A 19,941-nucleotide genomic window follows, 5' to 3' on the forward strand; every position below is an offset into this window, starting at 1 on the left:
TGTTAACTCCATCTAATTACCTTTTAGTGCTTTCTAAACGATAAGCATGACTCCAGGGTTCTACCAAGTTGTTATTAATACTTGGACGAACCTCAAAAATAGACTGATGAATTGCTATTTTAATTGCAGCAACAATTGCTTCACTTTCGGTTAACTCATTTCTTGATATCTCGATCTGTTCTAGTAATTTTTCATTTTCTTCAACAAATCGAGTTGTATAATTTCCATCACGAAAATTTTTATTTTCTAATATAGCTTGATGAAACGGAATAGTTGTTTGAATACCTTGAATATTTAATTCGCTTAAAGCTCGCGCCATTTTATTTAATGCATCTTCACGATTGGCGCCGTAAACCAATAGTTTTGCAATCATAGAATCATAAAATTCTGGTATTTTGTAACCAGCATAAATATGCGAATCCATGCGCACTCCAGGACCAGAAGGAAATTCTACTTCTTTAACCACACCAGGATCTGGTCTAAAGCCGTGATAAGGATCTTCTGCATTGATACGCGCTTCAAAAGCCCACCCTCGAATTGTAATATCTTTTTGTTGAAAGGGGAGCGCTTCTCCCATAGCAACTTTTAATTGAGTTTGTAATAAATCAATTCCTGTAATCAGCTCTGTGACAGGATGTTCGACTTGAATACGTGTATTCATTTCCATAAAATAAAATTTTGTTGGCGATTCTAAAATAAATTCAACAGTCCCTGCATTAACATAACCAACGCTTTGCGCTGCTTTAACTGCAATGTCTCCCATTTGTAGTCGCGTTTCATGACTAATATAGAGTGATGGTGCTTCTTCAATGAGCTTTTGATGTCTACGTTGAATGGTACAATCTCTCTCAAATAAATGTACCGTATTTCCGTGAGAATCAGCCATAATTTGAAATTCCACATGCCTTGGCCTCTCTATATATCGTTCACAAAATACATCAGAATTTCCAAAATAACTTAACGCTTCGCGCTGGCATGCTTCAAAAGCAGATGTCAGATCAGAATTGTTACGCACAACTCTCATTCCCTTACCACCACCACCCGCAGCAGCTTTTAAAATAAGTGGATAACCAATTTGGTCTGCAATATTTTTTAATTCTTTAACATTCTTAAGTGGCGCGTTTTTTCCTGGACTACACGGAACACCTGCCTCAATTACCTTTGTTTTTGCAATTGTTTTATCGCCCATTGCATAAATAGAAAATGGAGATGGACCAATCCACACCATACCAGCTTTTAAAACTTCATTTGCAAATTCAGCATTTTCTGAAAGAAATCCAAACCCTGGATGCACTGCTTCTGCGCCCATTTGCTTTGCAGCCTGAATAATATTTTTTATATTTAAGTAACTTTCATGACTTGGTGCATTACCAATACAACACGCATAGTCAGCCATTGCGACATGTCTTGAATGCAGATCAGCGGTAGAATATAGCGCTAACGGCGATAATCCCAAATCGCGACAAGCACGAATAACACGCACCCCAATTTCACCTCTATTTGCTATGCACACTTTTTTAAAGGGCTTAAATACAAGAGGTAAAAAATCTTTGTGTTGCATGATAAAAATCCTATTACAAAGCCTGTATAATTATTTATAATGGTATGTTACCATGTTTTCTTTTTGGTAGCTGTTTCCTTTTATTTTTATTTGCATTCAAGGCTTGAATCAATAGGCTTCGGGTCATTTTTGGCTCAACAACATCATCAATAAAACCTTTTTGCGCAGTCACATATGGGTTTGCAAACGTATCGCGATAATCTTGAATGAGTTCTTTTCGTTTAGCTTCAGAATTGGCAGAATTTAAAATCTCGTTTTTAAAAATAATATTGCATGCCCCCTCTGGACCCATCACCGCAATTTCTGCTGATGGCCAAGCAATATTATAATCTGCACCAATATGTTTTGAGTTCATCACATCGTATGCTCCACCATATGCTTTTTTTGTAATAACTGTAAAACGTGGAACTGTTGCTTCACAAAATGCGTAAAGAAGTTTTGCTCCATGTTTAATTATTCCTCGCCACTCTTGATCTGTGCCAGGCAAAAAACCTGGCACATCTGTAAACACAATTAATGGAATATTAAACGCGTCACAAAATCTAACAAATCTCGCTGCTTTAATACTTGCATTGATATCTAATACTCCAGCTAAATTCATAGGATCATTTGCAACAATTCCTACTGAAAATCCATTTAGTCTTGCAAATCCAATAATCATATTTTTTGCAAAAAAAGGCTGAATTTCTAAAAAAGAATCGATGTCGCATACTCTCTTAATAATGTCTTTCATTGAATAAGGTTGGTTAGGATTATCGGGTATCATAAAATTAAGTTCTTCATCTGCCCGAAAAGGAGAGTCTTGAGATAAATAAAATGGCGGGGAATCTAAATTATTTTGGGGAATGTAGGTGAGTATTTTTTTTATAAAAAAAATGGTTTCGTATTCATCTGAACACATAAAGTCAGCAACACCACTTTTTGAATTATGAGTTTCGGCGCCTCCAAGAGACTCAAAGTCAATATTCTCACCCGTCACTGTTTTAATCACATCTGGTCCTGTAATAAACATATGCGATGTGTTCTGCGTCATAACAGTAAAATCTGTGATTGCAGGCGAATACACAGCACCACCAGCACAAGGCCCTAAAATAGCGCTAATTTGGGGCACAACACCACTTGCTAACGTATTTTTATAAAAAATATCGGCATACCCACCTAAACTTGCCACACCTTCTTGAATTCTGGCACCACCACTATCGTTCAAACCAATAATGGGAGCACCATTTTGAATAGCTAAATCCATAATTTTACATATTTTTTTAGCATGCATTTCTCCAAGAGAACCACCTAATATTGTAAAATCTTGCGCAAATAAATAAACAAGTCTTCCTGCAATTTGACCAAATCCTGTAACAACACCATCACCTAAAAACTTCTGCTTTTCCATATTAAAATGGTTACATTGATGAGTGACGAATGCATCAAGTTCGACAAATGTTCCAGCATCTAAAAGTTCAACAATTCTTTCTCTGGCGGTCATTTTTCCTTTTTCATGCTGAATTTCAATTTTTTTTGCACCGCCTCCTTCGATGGATTTTAGTTTTTCGGCGTTTAAAATTTTTAATGCTTTTTCTGTTGTGATGGCCATAGATTTATCCTTCAAGTATTTTCTTAATTTCCTTGATGACGTCTTCCACTGTTGTCCCGGGGGTAAAAATCGCCTTCACACCAATAGATTTTAAATAAGGAATATCTGACTTAGGGATTACACCCCCACCAAATACGGGGATATCCCCTCCTCCTTGGTTTTTTAAGGCTTCTATTAATTTAGGAAAAAGAGTATTATGGGCGCCAGAAAGCAGAGATAAACCAACAATATCAACATCTTCCTGAATTGCTGTTTGCGCAACATCATCTGTTGACTGCCGCACCCCTGTGTAAATCACTTCCATACCAGCATCACGCAAAGCTTTTGCAATATATTTTGCCCCACGATCGTGCCCATCGAGTCCACATTTTGCAATTAAGACCCTCGGAATTTTAGAAAATGAAACTCCACCAAGGACATGACCTCCTGAGTGGTCGTTTTCACTAGATAAAAAAAAATGAAGGGACCTTGCTAAAAAGCTGAAGCGTGTTTTCATTTATTAAAATCCCTGTTTTAAGATATCGATAGCTTGTTACATAGATTAAGTGTAATTACTGCTAAATATTTTGCAACATTTTGTAAACGATACTTGCATTGAGCCCCAATAACAGCTAAGTGTTTGCTGTTTTGATTGAGCACTGCCTGCAAAGGATATTAAAATATGTGGCAAAAGCACTCTTATAAATTGCATTCACTTGAATACAAAATTCGAGAGGCAAAAGGTATTTTAAACCAAATTAATGTAAGCCCTGTGCAACCTTATGTTATAGGGGTTTGTGGCGGCTCTGGGAGTGGAAAAACGACGTTTTGCAAACAACTTGTCAAACACCTGGGACAAGAGCATGTCCTTCACATAAGCCAGGACTACTATTATAAAGATTTGAGCCATCTTTCGTTTGACCAAAGAGAAAAAATTAATTTTGATCATCCGGATACCATTGAATTCCCTCTCCTTGTTTCTCACCTAGATGCCCTTGCCTTAGGCAAAAGCGTCACCATCCCTCTCTACGACTTTGCAAAGCATAGTAGACTCAACAATAATCAATTTGCTACCCCAAAACCAATTGTAATTCTTGAAGGAATTTTACTTTTTGCAGATACAGATATTGAAAAGAGAATTAATCATAAAGTTTTTATAGAAACTTCAGAAAAAGTTCGATTTGAAAGACGGCTTAAAAGAGATGTTCGGGAACGAGGCAGAACTCCAGAATCTGTCCATTCACAATTCAATTCAACGGTAAGTCCTATGCATAATGTTTATGTTGAACCCGGAAAATCGAAAGCAGATCAAATTATATCTGGAGAGCAGTCATTTGAACAAGTTATTGAAGATCTTTCACTAAAAATAATAAAAGAAGTATTATTTTTATAATATATTAAAAAATCACTATTGTTATTTTTTTATAACTTCGTTTCACGACAATTTTGTCTTCTGTCCTAATTTTTAAGTATGTTATTCTTGTCATGATTTTAACAAACATTTAAGAGTGATGATGATGGTGTAAATATAACTATAATCAGTATATTATACATCATTATTTTAATTATTAACTGTTAATTCAAATATTTGCTAATTTTATATTTAAAAAGTGGCTTTTGAGAAGGAGAAATAAGTGGAATACTTATTACGTAAAATATATTTAAATCCAAAATATTATTTAAAAAACTTAACCACTTTTCAACTTCATTATTTTTATGATTATTTTCAATATGAATCTTCTTCAATAATTGATAATACGGCTCCAGAATGTGTTTATGATAAACAAGTCGCTATTAAAATATCTAAACATATTCGCAAAGAGTTAAGAGCTAGAGTGGACTACAAACCTTGCTATAAACATATTCATTAATTTAAAATTTTGTTAAATATTTTTAATTTTAATAATTTTACTTTTTTCCTAATCATAAGATAATACCATAACCAAATTATAAACAAAATATTAATAATATGATGACTTATAAAAAAATTTATAATAAATACTAAATTAGTAGTCGCCATTATAAATTTTCTACAAAGTGGCAAAACCTTAACTTTTAATAAAAAGATTTCATATGAAAAATAAAAAATTTTTAACTACTCAAAAAATTTTGTTACTATTACTATTAATTATTGGTGCTGTATTTTTTTCGTTAAACTTTAAAAATATAAAACAATTATATTCTAAAAATGAATCAGCACCCCCAAAATTATTAATAAGTACAGATAAAGATACTTTAACCATAAATTTAGCAGAAGTGCCTCATATCCCTTGGGAATACGAAGATGCTCCGGTCCATGTTAGTGAAACATTTTCAGCCGCAGTCCATGGCAGCCTAACTCCAATTTTTGATATGAGCTACCATAAGATTACCAGTCAAACCACGCTCTTTAGCGAATATTACTGCGAAAAAATAACATGTGTCGCAAAAATAAAACAAGGCGTTTATTTTCATAATAAACGCGAAGTGAATGCCTATGACGTTGAGTTTTCATTAGTAAGACAAATTCTAGCAAAAGAGGATGCCACCTATTCTCATAAAATACTTAATAATATTTTAGGCCTAGAAACAGCAAAACAAAAAAAACCTGTAATGCAAACCATTGATGGCAACACATACCCGACTCAAACAGTTGAAGGGATACAGGTTAAAGACAAATACAATATTGTTTTTAAACTAAAAGAACCGAGTCACTTTTTCTTTGCTCGAATTTCTGATGGCAAGGTTCCGATAGTGCCAATTGAAGGTTTAGAAAACGATTATCTCACTTGGAAAAAATATCCAATTGGATTTGGAAAATATCAGGTTATTAATGCAGATTTTAAAAAGTCAGAATTTTATCTACAAAAATTTGATGACAAAGAAAAAATTCCTAAATTTGTCACTTTATTATTTAGCTCAGAAAATGTTGGCGATATTAAAATGCTTTTAGGAGGTCCTGGTAGAGGAGTCAATGAATACGATAACAAAGTTGTTTTTCCGAGTGTTTACTCAAATGCGGGATTACTTTATAACTACCAAACTGAACTTGGCAAAAATGACAACTTTAGAAAAGCTATCTCACTTGCCCTTGATCGCCAAAAAATTGCTGAAAAAGCACTATTTAATGAAATGATTCCAGAAGATCAAATGTTTACAAAAACATCTTGGCTAAAAAAATACCGTGCAGATATTCCAATTCAATCACAAAATGTCGAAGAGGCAAAAAAATTATTAAGCTTGGTTCCTGAAGATCTCTGGAAAGACAAAGTATTTCAAGTTCCAACATATTGGGAAGATGTCTCAGATATTAATTCTCTTGAATATATTAAAGAAATACAGCAACAATTAAAAGAAATTGGTATAGAAACAGAGTTTTTAAACACCGACATAAATTATGATAAATTTGCTGATAATGACAAAAATGTCTTCTTCTTTACAGGATTTGGATATCCGCATGAAGACCCACATAGAAATTTTGGGCATTTTAGCGAAGGTTCATTTTTTAAACACGAACATCCTGTTGATCCTGTTTATGAAAAACTGTTTTCTTTATCTTTAAAGCATGCTTCAGAAAACCCTGAATACACCAAACAACTTAGCCAATATTTTACAGAAAAAAATATCATGACAATTATTATGTTTCAACGTATGGTATTGTCATACGATTCTAGACGAGTACTAAGTTTAGGAAATCAAACAAATGGTATTCGCTTAGCAATATGGGAAATACAAATGCGCGATCATTTATTAAATATATAAAAAATGGAATGATTCCAAATCTTCCCAACTATTTTAAACATATAAACTTATTACTTAAACATCCTCTAATACTTATAAATTTGAGGATGTTTTGCTAAAATAGCCCATAAACTTGATGATGAAAAGCAACCTAAAAGGAAATAAAAAATAAAAAACAATTTATTTATAAGAAAAATTCATTTAGTATACTGGATAATATTATCAGTTTTAATATCTATTACAGTTTTAATTATTGATATTATTATTATAACTCTTCAATTAAAAGATTATTATTTATCAACTTACGGTTATACAGAATACCTAATGCAGAATAATAATTCTCTAGATGCCTATAGAAGATTAATCGAAGTGTCTTCTTCAATTAATCTTTATGAAAGTGCTGAAAAAAATAATTTTTTTGCTGCAGAAATTTGGGAATGTGACGATTGCACACTTACACAATATCCAATTTGGCAAACCAATGCATCATCAATTTCAGAAATAAAAAAAACCGTATTTTTAAAAAATTTTTTAAAAAATTTTAGCTCAGTTTTTATTTTTAACGACTGGTTGATTGTTGGCGTTTCTTTTCCTATATATTCTTATAAAATCATAAATGATCAAGTTTTTCAAAAAAAAACCTATACACTAATTTTCTATAAAAAGGCTCTTGACTTTAAAATATTTAATAATCATACAACTTTTTTTCAAGTTTTTACAATAATTATTATCTTAATATTTATATTTACGACATTTATTGTATTACCTCCAATTTCATTTTTAAAGTTAAAAATTGAAAAAAATACTGCAAAAAATATTGAATCAAAAACTCTAGAAAATATCAAAAATATGATAGAACATGAGCTAATAAATCAAGAAAACGTTTTAAAATACCCATTAGACCTAAAATCTTCGATTAATGCAGCAATTCATCATAATAACGTTGCACAAATAATTTTAAGAAAGGTAAGAATTGAAAACATCAACCCAATTGAAGTACTTGAAGAAGTTTGGAAAAACATTGGCAACACCAAGATTGTGTTAACAGGCTTTATAAATATAAATTATAAATTAAAATTTGATAGAAGTACCCTTTACATAGCTTTTAATACTATACTTAAAAATGCAGTACATGAATCTATCCATGCCACACAAATTCATGTGAAAATATCACAAAATTTATACCAAAAATTAAAAAATATTGTGATTATAGAAATTTCAAATAATGGTCATATCATCCCAAAAATAATTAGAAATAAGATTTTTTCTGGATTTTCAAACAAACGAGATGGACATGGAATTGGTTTAAAAAATTTAAAACAAATTTTAAAAAAAACAGGAAGTAACCTAAAATTAAATAAAAAAGATAAAACATGTTTTTCATTTGCAGTTAAAACAGCAGATGAAGTTTTTAAAATTTCACAAGAATTCACTTTTATAAATTCTGAAAAAGACTGTATTATTGAAACTCCTATTTCTTTAGATAACAATAAACCACTAGTAGTTATAATTGAGGATAATGAACTTATTTGGAATGGCTGGAAAACAAAAATGCACGATGCAAATATTTTATTTTTTAGAAATCCAGATGAATTTTTTTTCTACTTGGACGAAGAAAAAATTCATGAAAGAACTATCCTTTCTAGTATTAAAGCAATAATTAGTGACTTTGATTTTGGTAACGGTATTAATTTTATTAATTCTAATTTAATTGGAGGAATAGAAAATGAGGAAGAAAATTTTAATGGTTATTTTATTTTATGCACAGGATTTAATGAAAAAATTAAAAAAGAAATACCAAACTGGATGCTTGAAAAAATAGACCTTTTCTTTCAAAAAAGACCACTAGAGTATCAAGAGATAAAAACTATGATTAAACAAAGTAAATCTACTAAAAATTATCAATTAAATTTTTAGTTCTATTAAAATTCTCATCTGTAAAACATTTTTTATAAATCATTTGTCTAGCAACAAATGAAAATCCATGAATTGGTATTTTCATTTTTCTTATTAATACCAGCAATCTAACCAGCTCTCTTCTAGATTCAACAGATAATTCTTTATCAATTAAATTAATTTCTTTCAAAAATGCTGAAGCAGAATTATCTAAATTTAAATCTTGTTGATGTAAATTAAAAAAGAGGAAAATTATTTCTGGATAAGTCATATTAAAAAAACATCCCAACCGATTAACAACATTATAGTCATCTAAAATTTTAATAGGATTTTCATAGATGCGATGTAATGTTTTTAAACTTATCCCTAATATATTTGCCATTTTATCTCTAATTTCAACAGGAAATGAAAGAAAATATTCTAAATGCTGACTGTCTTCTTTTAAATGTTTAATTTTGACTTGACAATCACTGTCAGTTGATAAAATTAAAAGCATTTTATTCATTTTATGGGCAATATTATTTGCAACAAAAACTTCCATTTTAAATCACTTTATTTTATTTTAGAACTATTAGGGAGGTAACTATCATTATTTTGACAAGAACCTTCTAATATAACTTTGTTAATTTTTAAATCGACTCCGTAAACAAACGATCTACTACAAAAAATACTGAGTGTATTATTATTTTCAAAAGCAAAATTTTGATTATAAGTAATTATTCTTTCATTTCCAACAGATTTTTCAATATCTGGTATACCAAATTTGGGATGTCGCAAAACTTCAGATATGGGCAATCCTACCCATGCTAATAAATTTTCGCCTTTTTCAAAATTACGAACCGATCCACAACCATAAGTAAACAAACATATTAAAGATAAAATTATTGAAATTTTCATATAAATCCCTAAAAAAATACTCTTTTGTAATTTACCAAAAATCACTTTTTGTATGATGAAAATAATATTCATCAATTCTTCTTTTTGTAGCATGAGAAATATCATTTGGTAAATCATTAATATTAAACCACTTCAAATCTTTAACTTCGGAGCATTTACTTAAAACAAGTTCATAATTTTTAATTACATACAAAATAACAATGTCATCGACACGATGAATTTGATGAAAATAATTATCAAATACAATAGGTTGTTCTTTAACTAACACACCAACTTCTTCAAAAACCTCTCTAATAATAGCCTGCCTTGGGGATTCTCCTTTATCAACAGCTCCTCCAGGAAAATGCCATCCAGGATAATATGTGTGTTTAATTAATAATACCTGATCATTATTAACAATTATTGCACGTACACCAAACGTTCTAATATTAAAAAATAATTGATATATCTTTTTAATATAATTAAAAACAAAAAAAAATAAATTCTTCATTTCAAAAAATTCTCATTTCAATCCTGTTAAGAATTAATTTTAATATTTTTATATCTAAATAACAACAAAGCATAAGCAATTAAAGGAACAACAATTGCCAAGAAAAAACCCTTTGCACCGAAAAAATGCATCCCAACTCCAACCACAGGTGGGCCAACTAAAGATCCAAAGCCAAACATTGCAACAACAGCAGAATTTGCGCCAGCAAGACTTTTACCTCTAAATTGTTTTCCAGCTATTATTAAAGCAAGTGTATAAAAGCCAGAAATACAAGCCCCCCAAAAAAATAAAATTCCGTACAAAAAATACGAATCTTGAATTAATAATTTAATACCTATAGCACCAAAAACACCTACAATTAAACATAAAATTAATGCTCTTTGTTCTCCAAATTTATCCGAAATAGCACCAATAAAATATTGTAAACAAGCTTGACCTAATCCTACAAAAATTAATAAAGAAACTGAAATTTTTTCTGTTAAACCGTTATTTACTGCAAATATTGGCAAAAGATTAAATGCACTTGTTTCTAAATAGCCGTATACAAATGCTGCTCCCATTGCAACAGGAGAAGTAAGAATGATTGGTAAAAAAGGAGTCTCTTCTTCTTTTTTAACATTAGGAATTTTTTCTTTGGCTAATAACAGAGGAAAAAATACAAACAATAGAACTATAGTAAATATAACAAATGGATAAATTCCTTGAGTGCCAGTGACTGTAAGTATACCAGATCCAATAAAATAACCAATACTTAAAAATGAAGAAAAAACACCCATGATTTTTCCACGATTTTTATTACTTGCAAGCTCTGCAATCCAGGTTTCACTTGCTACAAATATACTATCTAAGCAAGCACCAAAAATAAATCTTAATATAAACCATATAATAAGACTCTGAAAAAAATAAAATCCCCAAAAAGAACCAATTGCAACAATTGCAGAGCAAAGAATTAAAAATTTAATACCAAATCGTTCCATTGATTTTACAAATAACGGTGCCATAAGCATGGCTGCTAATGCCGGCATAGCGGTATTTAATCCAATAATATACGAAGAGTATCCTAATTTTTGCATTATAAACGCTAATAAAGGTAAAGATAATCCAAAACCAATTCCTGTTATTGCAACGCAAAGCAAAGCCAAAATAATACTTTTATAGTTATTATTAATTTTTTTTATATTTTTCAAAACTTAACTCATTTCTTTAATTTAACAAACACTAATGATAATAATGTTTATCATTTATTAAATCGAAGATAACGCTATTTTAAAATTTATTTTAAGTCAATTTAATATAAATTTTTAAAAAAAATTTTATTATAATTAATTTTTAAAATTATTTTGGCTATTTTCTGGTAATATCTTTTGCGAATTTGGAGCAGAAGACAAATTATCCTGAGTTCCGTTAGGTTGTACTTTGGCAGCTGGTGATCTTATTGTCTGATCCTGAGCAGAAGCAGAAGGACTAAATTCTTTAGAAAAAATAGGCTGAGCATTGTCTGTCGGTTGGTTAATAAGTTTACCAGTTTCTTTTGAATAAACACCACTAGGAATAGGCGAGTCTTTAATTTGCGCTTTAGGAAATTTAGGCAATTCACTTGGCATTAAAGGGTGGAAGCTTTGCTCCGTACCTACTTCATACTGAGGAGCTTCAATATAAATATTACCATTGTTATCTATATGAATATTGACATTTTCTAATTCTTGGTTTCTTACCGAAGTGATATTGACCCCATTTAAATAAATAATACGCCCTGCCATAATTGTAGAATCATACGGAAATTTTTTAGGTGTTGCGGGAATAGGAGTGACACTAGAGCCAACAGGTCTTTGAATATTGATATTCGGTGAAACCATGAGCTCTACATTTTTTGCCGGCAATGGTATTGGAGCATTTCCTAATCTTTGCAGTCCGTTTCCTTGTAAGGGCTGAGTTTGTACTTGAATTTCAGGATTCGACTCTTGAGCAAAAATAAAAAAATGCGGCACTATAAAAATACCAAAATATACAGATTTTAAACAATTAGAGTAATACATAAAGTTTGCACCTATTAATTATTACTTTATTATAATTAAAATTTAACTAAGTCTAACTGTAAATTTTGCAGTATTGAACCCACTACTGGAGCAAAAAGGTAACCACTTTTGTGCGCCCCTGCACAAACAAAAATATTTAAATTTTGATCATTTGAATAAATTTTTTCCACCACCAATTCTTCATGACCATACCCTACTCTATAACCTTGCATTTTATTTATTATTGAATCATTCTTTAACACAGGAGAATTTGAGATTGATACTTTTGATAAATTTAAAATTTCTTCATTTTTATTTTTTAAAAATTCTTCATCAACAAAATTAATATCATTAATTTTTATACTTGAAGAAGATAAATAATGACAATTAGAATTTCCACTAAAAGTAACTTTATTCTTTAAATTTTCTGAAACAATCTCTTGAAGAACAAAATCGTTATTAAAATTTTCAAAAATATTTTGTCCAAAAAAGGTAGTGCCAAAAGTTAATCTTTCTTTCTGCTGCATTTTTTTTGGTAATTGAAATCCTAAGTTTGTTAAAAGAGATTTTGTCCAAGCTCCAGTACAAAAAATTATAGTATTTTTTGTACCATGAGTAAGTATTTTATTAATAGTTGAATAATCAAACTTATCTTTAATAAAATTAACTCCTCGTAAAATTAACACTTTATTTAAAATATTTAATAATAATTTGGCATTTACCCAAGATTCGTCTTTATATTGGATTTTATTTTCACCTAACTTGATTATTGATAATTCAGTAATATTTCTTTTAATAAGTTCTTCTGTATTTTGCATTACTCTATTAAAATGTTTGTCGCGGTTTTCAACCGTTGTAAAATAATCTATCCCATATCCACATTTATATACATCTTCTAACTGTATTTTTAGATTTATTTCTTTAATTAAAGATTCTATCCAATTTGAATAAATTTTTTTGCTATTAATTTTATATTGAAAATGCTTATCTCTACCGTATAGCTGACCTTTAGTTGCAAGGTTTGCAGCAGCAGCTTTTGAGCCCGAATATTGATGATCTTCAGATATGATTTGAATATTTTTAAAAGAATTATTTTTAGATAAAAATTCTGCCACTGATAATCCTATTATCCCAGAACCAACAACTGTAATACTTGACATAAAAACTTAGCCATCCTCTGCTATAAGTTATTAATTATCTTTATTTGATTATTAATTTCCAAAATTGTTTTTAAATCCTGGATTATTTTCAAGCACTGCTTTTTTTGAAAGCAACCAATCATAAATATTTTTAGGTATTACTTTAATATTATTATTAGAAAAATCAATTATTTGTAGTTCTGTTAATGAGGTTAAAAATTCAGGTATTTCTTCAATTTTGTTATTGTTTAAATTTAAAGTGTGAAGATTTCTTAAAGATTTTATTTGACTTGGAACTTTATTTAAATAATTATTAGCAATTGAAAGACTTTTTAAATTTACTAATTCTTGAAAACTAGAAGGCAAATCTGTTAAACTATTTTTGTCTAAACCAATCATGATTAAATTTTTAAGTGTACCAATCGACTCAGGAAGTTGACTTATTTTGTTATCATTCAGTAACAATTCATTAAGATTACTTAAATTTTCAATTGAATCAGGAATAGTTTCAATTAAATTACTATCCAATACCAATGCACTAAGATAAGTAAAGTCAGTAATTGGCGAAATATCTTTAATTTGTGAATCAATCAAATAAAGTCGACTAATATTTTGATTATTTTCGGTTATTAATTGCGCAGTTTTTTTGGCCTCACTACTAGAATCAGTGTCACTTTTCCATCTAGAAAATGAATAATTAAATATTAAAGTAAAACTATTATTTGAAATACTACCTTGATCAGTATTTAAAGAAACATGAAAAGTACATGATGTCGCTGTTTTTAGTTGACCAAAAGAATTTGGAAAAATAATATTATTATTTGAGATAGTAAACTCTAAATTTTTACAAAAACTATTTTTTTCATTCTTATCAGGAACAATTACTAATTTATCAAAATCAGAAATTTCTGGACTTAATTTAAAAGGAATGACTGTAAATTTTTGAAGCCCAGAAGTGCTTTCATCAAACACAACAGGGGTCTTCACTGAATTAATATATGTACCATTTTCTCCAATTATATACACAACAGGAGAAAAATAAGTTGAATCCCCATTGGGAAAAATTGGCTTAAAAGACATGGAGTCTATATTAATTTGTAAATCTTCTTGATTACTACAAGACAGGATAGCAAATAAACAAACAAAAGCCCCAAAAAAATCTTTTAATTTAAAATTGTTACATAAAAAACTCATACAAACCTCTTCAAATTTTACCATAATTAATATCAATAAATTAAGGTAAATCCGGATATATCATCAATAAATATTTTTTAAAACAATTTAATTTATTTAGTAAAAAATAATTCTATTTTTTGTTTAATTTAATGAATAATTAATAATTAATTATATATTTTTATAATTAATTATTAATTATTATTATTTTTGCTGATTTATTGAGTATTTTCCAAGGCTTTTAAGGTACATGTAAGCGCTTTTTACTTGATAATCGTCTTTAATTGAAGCTGGCCAAGTACTTGTTTCGGCCTCCAGCTCATTATGCTGGTTCTGTAAAGCAACCGTTTCTTGATCTTTTGCTTCAATATGCCTATCGAGATCAACCTCTCTTCGTGGATGTTTACTATTAGGACCATCCTGAAGTTGCGACACTTTTCCTAGGACATTTTGAGAAATCAATGGGATATCAGGCGTTATCCCCTTTGCCTGGATACTCCTTCCTTTAGGGGTATAGTACCTGGCAATGGTCATCTTTAGCGCACCTCCATTTGGTAAAGGAATAATGTTCTGAACACTGCCCTTACCAAAAGTCTGTGTTCCCATGATAATTGCTCTTTCCCTATCTTGGAGAGCTCCTGCAACAATTTCGCTGGCACTTGCGGTTCCTTCGTTTACCAAAACAATCATTGGAAAATTAGATAATGTATTTCTTTTTATTGCATATTCAACATCTTCTGGTTTGTTTATATCTCTACCAATTGTAGAAACAATAATTCCAGAATCAATAAATAAATTTGTTACCTTTACGGCTTGATCTAGTAAACCACCAGGATTATTTCTTAAATCAAGAATTAATCCTTTAATATTTCCATTGTTTTTAATCTCAAAATTTTTAATAAATTTACCTAACTGTTCTGCCGCATCTTCTTGAAAAATTGTTAACTTTGTATAAGCATAGCCTTTTGAAATTGGAATGATTGATGCACTACTACTTTTAATAATTTCTCTAACAACAGATACTTTTTTCATTTGCGCAGTTTTATTATTTTTATCAGGAGTAAAATATACCAGTTCAATTTCTGACCCCACAGGTCCTCGCATTTTTCCTAAAACTTCTTCAATAGTTTTTGAGTTTACAATTATATTTTCAACAGAATAAAGAATATCTCCAGATTTAATTCCAATTCTTTGTGCAGGAGAATTTTCCATAACCTCAACAATTTCTAGCTTTCCTCCTGCGGGATTAATAACAACTCCAATACCTCCAAATTTTCCACTTGTATCTGTAGAAAAGTCTAAAAATTGTTTTTGCGTTAAATACATTGTATGCGGATCTAAATCAGCGGTCATGCCTTTTAATGCTTTTTCAATTAACGTATCAGAATTAACAATATTTGGATCTACATAATTTGCTTCTAATAAGTTTAAAACTTTAGAAAAAGATTCTAATGCTTGATATTTTTTACTTTCTGCATCATTTTTTTGTTTGGCAGATTTTGCATTTGATAAATCTGGAGGCGTTACGTTACTTGAATAATTCTTTGCATACAAAAAAACCGGTTTACAAAATAAAAAAAATACAATAAATATTTTAACATTTAGCATTGTTGTATCCAAATTAAATATTATAAAAATTTACTTTAATAATTTTAATATACTTAAACTATAAGATAAATGAGCATCTTTTTAACAACTAATTTTTGACTTTTTTAATATGAAAATTTTTGGTATTAAAAGTTACTACAATTAAGACAATTAGGCGGGTGAACCTTCTGTTGCGCCACCTTTTCTATTAGGATAGCTTTTGCGCCCAGAAATCATAGATTTCATAAATTCTCTATTTAAGCGTGCAATATTTTCAAGAGAAATATCTTTAGGACAAGCTCCTGCACAACTTCCCATATTTGTACAACCACCAAAATCTTCAGAGTCCATTTGATATACCATTTTTGCAACACGCTCTGAACGTTCTGCCTGACCCTGAGGCAATAATGACAACTGCGAAACTTTTGCAGAAACAAAAAGCATTGCCGCCCCGTTACGACAAGCCGCTACACATGCGCCACAACCAATACACGTTGCTGCATCAAATGCGAGATCTGCATTTTCTTTGGCAACCGGAATTGCGTTGCCATCAGGTGCGCTACCAGTATTGACAGATATAAAACCACCAGCCTGAATAATTCTGTCAAAAGAGCTCCTATCAACAACAAGATCTTTAATAACAGGAAATGCTTTTGCCCTAAAAGGCTCAATCACAATTGTTTGTCCATCATGATAATGGCGCATATGCAACTGACATGCTGTTGTTGATTTTTGTGAACCATGAGGGTTGCCATCAATAACCATAGAACAAGAACCGCAAATTCCTTCTCTACAGTCATGCTCAAAAGCTACAGGCTCTTCACCTTTTAAAATTAATTTTTGGTTTAAAATATCTAACATCTCTAAAAATGACATATCAGGATTTACGTTTTCAAGGTCGTAATCAACCAACTTTCCAGTCTCATGAGGACTTTTTTGTCGCCATACCTTGAGATGTAAAGTCATAGTTTTGCTGTGCGCTTGTTTACTTTCCATAAGGCTTTTATCCTTTTTTATCACTTATAACTACGTTGCGTTGGGTGACAGTATTCAAATTTTAACTCTTCGACATGTCGTTCTGGTTTTTTATCGTTGCCTTTAAATTCCCAGGCAGCAACATGTGCAAATTTTTCATCATCACGTTTTGCTTCATTATCTGGTGTTTGATGTTCTTCGCGAAAATGCCCGCCGCACGATTCTTCTCGCGCAAGCGCATCCAAACACATCACTTCACCCAGCTCTATAAAATCAGCAATACGTCCAGCTTTTTCAAGTTCTTGATTAAGCTGAACGCCACTTCCAGGAACAGAAATATTTTGCCAAAATTCTTCTTTAATTTTTGGAATTTCTTTAAGTGCTTTTTCAAGCCCTTGTTTATTTCTTGCCATACCACAATAATCCCAAATAACATGACCAAGCTGTCTATGAAATTGATCTGCAGTTTTGTTACCTTTAACATTTATAATTTTATTAATGCGTGTTTGCGCACTGTTCATCGCTTCTTTAAACTCGGCGTGCTCTGTTGTGACTTTTTGAAGCGTTGTACCACCAATATAATTTGTAAGAGTTGTTGGAATAATAAAGTATCCATCTGCCAAGCCTTGCATTAAAGCAGAGGCACCTAAACGATTCGCTCCATGATCCGAAAAGTTTGCCTCTCCTAACACATGCAACCCTGGAATACTTGATTGCAAATTGTAATCAACCCAAAGTCCACCCATTGTATAATGAACTGCAGGGTAAATTCTCATAGGGGTTTTATATGGATTTTCTCCAGTAATTTTTTCATACATTTGAAATAAGTTGCCGTACTTTTCTCTTATTTTGTCTTCGCCCAATCGTTTGATTGAATCTTGAAAATCTAAAAACACCGCAAGTTTAGATGGTCCTACACCATGGCCATGATCACATTCAATTTTTGCTGCACGCGATGCCACATCTCGAGGAACCAAATTACCAAAACTTGGATAACGGCGCTCTAAATAATAATCTCTTTCACTCTCAGGAATTTGTGATGGTAAGCGGATATCTCCTTTATTTTTTGGAACCCAGCACCGTCCATCATTTCTTAATGATTCAGACATTAATGTTAATTTAGATTGATGCTCACCTGACACAGGAATGCATGTGGGGTGAATTTGCGTGTAGCAAGGGTTCGCAAATAATGCGCCTTTTTTATACGCTCTCCAAATTGCAGAGGTATTTGATGCTTTTGCATTTGTTGACAAATAAAATACATTGCCATAGCCACCGGTTGCCAGCACCACAGCATCTGCATGATGCGCCTCTAGTTCACCAGTAATTAAATTACGAACAATAATACCTCGCGCATGACCATCAATCACAACGAGTTCAAGCATTTCACGCCGCGGATACATTTCTACATTTCCATCTGAAACTTGACGCATCATGGCTTGGTAAGCACCAATTAATAACTGTTGTCCAGTTTGTCCTCTGGCATAAAATGTACGAGAAACCTGAGTTCCCCCAAAAGAACGCGTATCAAGAAGTCCACCGTACTCTCTTGCAAACGGAACACCTAAAGCAACACAGTGATCAATAATACGTACAGATGTTTCTGCTAAACGATAAACATTTGATTCACGTGCACGATAATCGCCACCTTTTATCGTTTCATAAAATAAACGATAAATGGAATCACCGTCATTTTTATAATTTTTGGCAGCATTGATTCCACCTTGTGCTGCAATTGAGTGCGCTCTACGAGGAGAATCATGAATAAAAAAGCTTTTTACGTGATACCCCATTTCTCCTAATGACGCTGCAGCAGAAGCTCCTGCTAAACCAGTACCAACTATAATAATAGAGTGCTTTCTTCGATTTGCTGGGTTAACAAGTTTTGAAGAAAACCGATGAGTGGTCCACCTATTTTCAATTGGCCCAGAAGGGCTTTTGGAGTCAAAATTGTATGTCATATTTGGTTACCTTGCAAAAAATACATAAAGTGGTTGAGAAAAGAAGCCTGCTGCAACAATTATCGCATAGGTATAGCCAAAATACTTAAAAAATTTATTATAACGAGGATGACTAATACCAAGGGTTTGAAAGATAGATTGAACGCCATGAAATAAATGCATGCCGATCAAAATCATGACAAAACAGTAGCCAGCAACATAAATAGGATCGTGAAATTTTTCGACTATGAGTTTAAAAATATCTCTCATTTCGGTTCCATCATATGTAACAGAATATTTTGGTCCCCATTTAAATGTGATCAAATGCCAAATAATAAATGCAAGCGTGATTGATCCCGTATAAATCATCGATCGCGAAGTGATCGATGCAGATTTTTCTTTAACAGGAGAAACAGAATAAAATTTAGGTTTAGCGATAGAATTGCGCACAGCTAAAGTAAAACCAGTAAAAATATGGTATACAAGCACAAATATTAAAAACGCTTCAATCAAATATATTGCAGGGTTAGAAATTAAAGCATGACTATACTTATTATAGGCTTCTGCACCAACAAAAATAAGCATGTTACCGATCATATGCGCCATCACAAATAAAGACCAAATTATAGCAGTCAATGCCATAAAATATTTTTTACCGATGGTGCTTGTTAAAAAACCAGAATTTGCTGACATAGAGCAATTCTCCTAAAAAAACTAATTTGCAAGAAAAAATTTATCAACGAAGTTGAAATCAAACACTCCTCATATGAAACACAATAGGATAATACTCGATTATTAAAAATTGCAAGCTCTAAAGCTAACCACTAACTTTTCTATACTTTAAACATTTTTTACTTTTATACTTCTAATTTTAAAATATTCTATTTGTGTCTATTAATGCAATAAATAATTAACTTAGGAAAAATTTTCACAATAAAAATTTTTACACTGAGTTAGCTGCACTCAAAAATAAAGGTA

18 protein-coding genes are annotated in these 19,941 nt (G+C 31.1%); 4 read left to right on the forward strand and 14 right to left on the reverse strand.

What is annotated here, in order from left to right; genetic code table 11:
- Positions 1-16: 16 nt before the first annotated feature.
- Genes accC through Spiro2_RS11195 form a run of 3 tightly spaced genes read right to left on the reverse strand, consistent with a single transcriptional unit; the run spans position 17 to position 3,648 of the window.
- Entirely contained in the window at positions 17-1,561 is a 1,545-nt protein-coding gene (gene accC, locus Spiro2_RS11185) for an acetyl-CoA carboxylase biotin carboxylase subunit (RefSeq protein ID WP_338635908.1), read from the reverse strand.
- A gap of 34 nt (positions 1,562-1,595) precedes the next feature.
- Positions 1,596-3,152 carry an acyl-CoA carboxylase subunit beta gene (locus Spiro2_RS11190; RefSeq protein WP_338635909.1) on the reverse strand — a complete coding sequence of 519 codons (1,557 nt, stop codon included), beginning with the start codon at positions 3,150-3,152 and terminating at the stop codon, positions 1,596-1,598.
- Positions 3,153-3,156: 4 nt separating this feature from the next.
- Entirely contained in the window at positions 3,157-3,648 is a 492-nt protein-coding gene (locus Spiro2_RS11195) for a cobalamin B12-binding domain-containing protein (RefSeq protein WP_338635910.1), read from the reverse strand.
- Between the two features lie 165 nt (positions 3,649-3,813).
- Here Spiro2_RS11195 and udk point away from each other — a divergent pair, with 165 nt between their 5' ends.
- The 4 genes from udk to Spiro2_RS11215 all read left to right on the forward strand — a co-directional run bounded on the left by udk (position 3,814) and on the right by Spiro2_RS11215 (position 8,768).
- The gene (gene udk / locus Spiro2_RS11200; protein ID WP_338635911.1) at positions 3,814-4,524 is read left to right on the forward strand and encodes a uridine kinase; all 711 of its coding nucleotides are present in this window, start codon (positions 3,814-3,816) and stop codon (positions 4,522-4,524) included.
- 241 nt (positions 4,525-4,765) lie between these two features.
- Complete coding sequence (locus tag Spiro2_RS11205) at positions 4,766-5,002, forward strand: hypothetical protein (RefSeq protein WP_338635912.1); 237 nt, start codon at positions 4,766-4,768, stop codon at positions 5,000-5,002.
- Between the two features lie 202 nt (positions 5,003-5,204).
- Complete coding sequence (locus Spiro2_RS11210) at positions 5,205-6,872, forward strand: ABC transporter substrate-binding protein (protein ID WP_338635913.1); 1,668 nt, start codon at positions 5,205-5,207, stop codon at positions 6,870-6,872.
- Positions 6,873-7,175: 303 nt separating this feature from the next.
- Positions 7,176-8,768, forward strand: a complete 1,593-nt coding sequence (locus Spiro2_RS11215) for an ATP-binding protein (protein WP_338635914.1) — start codon at positions 7,176-7,178, stop codon at positions 8,766-8,768.
- Here Spiro2_RS11215 and Spiro2_RS11220 read toward each other — a convergent pair.
- From Spiro2_RS11220 to Spiro2_RS11270, 11 genes are all read right to left on the reverse strand, one after another.
- A complete protein-coding gene (locus Spiro2_RS11220; protein ID WP_338635915.1) occupies positions 8,743-9,288 on the reverse strand; it encodes a hypothetical protein in 546 nt (181 codons plus the stop codon). The genes Spiro2_RS11215 and Spiro2_RS11220 overlap by 26 nt on opposite strands.
- 11 nt (positions 9,289-9,299) lie before the next feature.
- Positions 9,300-9,644, reverse strand: a complete 345-nt coding sequence (locus Spiro2_RS11225; protein WP_338635916.1) for a hypothetical protein — start codon at positions 9,642-9,644, stop codon at positions 9,300-9,302.
- A gap of 31 nt (positions 9,645-9,675) precedes the next feature.
- Positions 9,676-10,134, reverse strand: a complete 459-nt coding sequence (locus Spiro2_RS11230) for an NUDIX domain-containing protein (protein WP_338635917.1) — start codon at positions 10,132-10,134, stop codon at positions 9,676-9,678.
- Between the two features lie 26 nt (positions 10,135-10,160).
- Positions 10,161-11,321 (reverse strand): MFS transporter, encoded by a 1,161-nt coding sequence (locus Spiro2_RS11235; RefSeq protein ID WP_338635918.1) that lies wholly within the window; start codon positions 11,319-11,321, stop codon positions 10,161-10,163.
- Between the two features lie 135 nt (positions 11,322-11,456).
- Positions 11,457-12,170 carry a hypothetical protein gene (locus Spiro2_RS11240; RefSeq protein ID WP_338635919.1) on the reverse strand — a complete coding sequence of 238 codons (714 nt, stop codon included), beginning with the start codon at positions 12,168-12,170 and terminating at the stop codon, positions 11,457-11,459.
- 35 nt (positions 12,171-12,205) lie between these two features.
- Positions 12,206-13,309, reverse strand: a complete 1,104-nt coding sequence (locus tag Spiro2_RS11245) for an FAD-dependent oxidoreductase (RefSeq protein ID WP_338635920.1) — start codon at positions 13,307-13,309, stop codon at positions 12,206-12,208.
- Between the two features lie 51 nt (positions 13,310-13,360).
- Complete coding sequence (locus Spiro2_RS11250; RefSeq protein WP_338635921.1) at positions 13,361-14,482, reverse strand: leucine-rich repeat domain-containing protein; 1,122 nt, start codon at positions 14,480-14,482, stop codon at positions 13,361-13,363.
- A 183-nt stretch (positions 14,483-14,665) separates the two neighbouring features.
- On the reverse strand, positions 14,666-16,069 hold the full coding sequence (locus Spiro2_RS11255; protein WP_338635923.1) for a S41 family peptidase: 1,404 nt from the start codon (positions 16,067-16,069) through the stop codon (positions 14,666-14,668).
- Between the two features lie 150 nt (positions 16,070-16,219).
- Entirely contained in the window at positions 16,220-17,014 is a 795-nt protein-coding gene (locus Spiro2_RS11260) for a succinate dehydrogenase/fumarate reductase iron-sulfur subunit (protein WP_422398042.1), read from the reverse strand.
- Positions 17,015-17,064: 50 nt separating this feature from the next.
- Positions 17,065-18,984 (reverse strand): fumarate reductase/succinate dehydrogenase flavoprotein subunit, encoded by a 1,920-nt coding sequence (locus tag Spiro2_RS11265; RefSeq protein WP_338635925.1) that lies wholly within the window; start codon positions 18,982-18,984, stop codon positions 17,065-17,067.
- 6 nt (positions 18,985-18,990) lie between these two features.
- On the reverse strand, positions 18,991-19,656 hold the full coding sequence (locus Spiro2_RS11270) for a succinate dehydrogenase cytochrome b subunit (RefSeq protein ID WP_338635926.1): 666 nt from the start codon (positions 19,654-19,656) through the stop codon (positions 18,991-18,993).
- Positions 19,657-19,941 lie beyond the last annotated feature (285 nt).

The sequence above is a fragment of the Spirobacillus cienkowskii genome, assembly GCF_037081835.1.
GTDB classification, from domain to species: domain Bacteria; phylum Bdellovibrionota_B; class Oligoflexia; order Silvanigrellales; family Silvanigrellaceae; genus Silvanigrella; species Silvanigrella cienkowskii.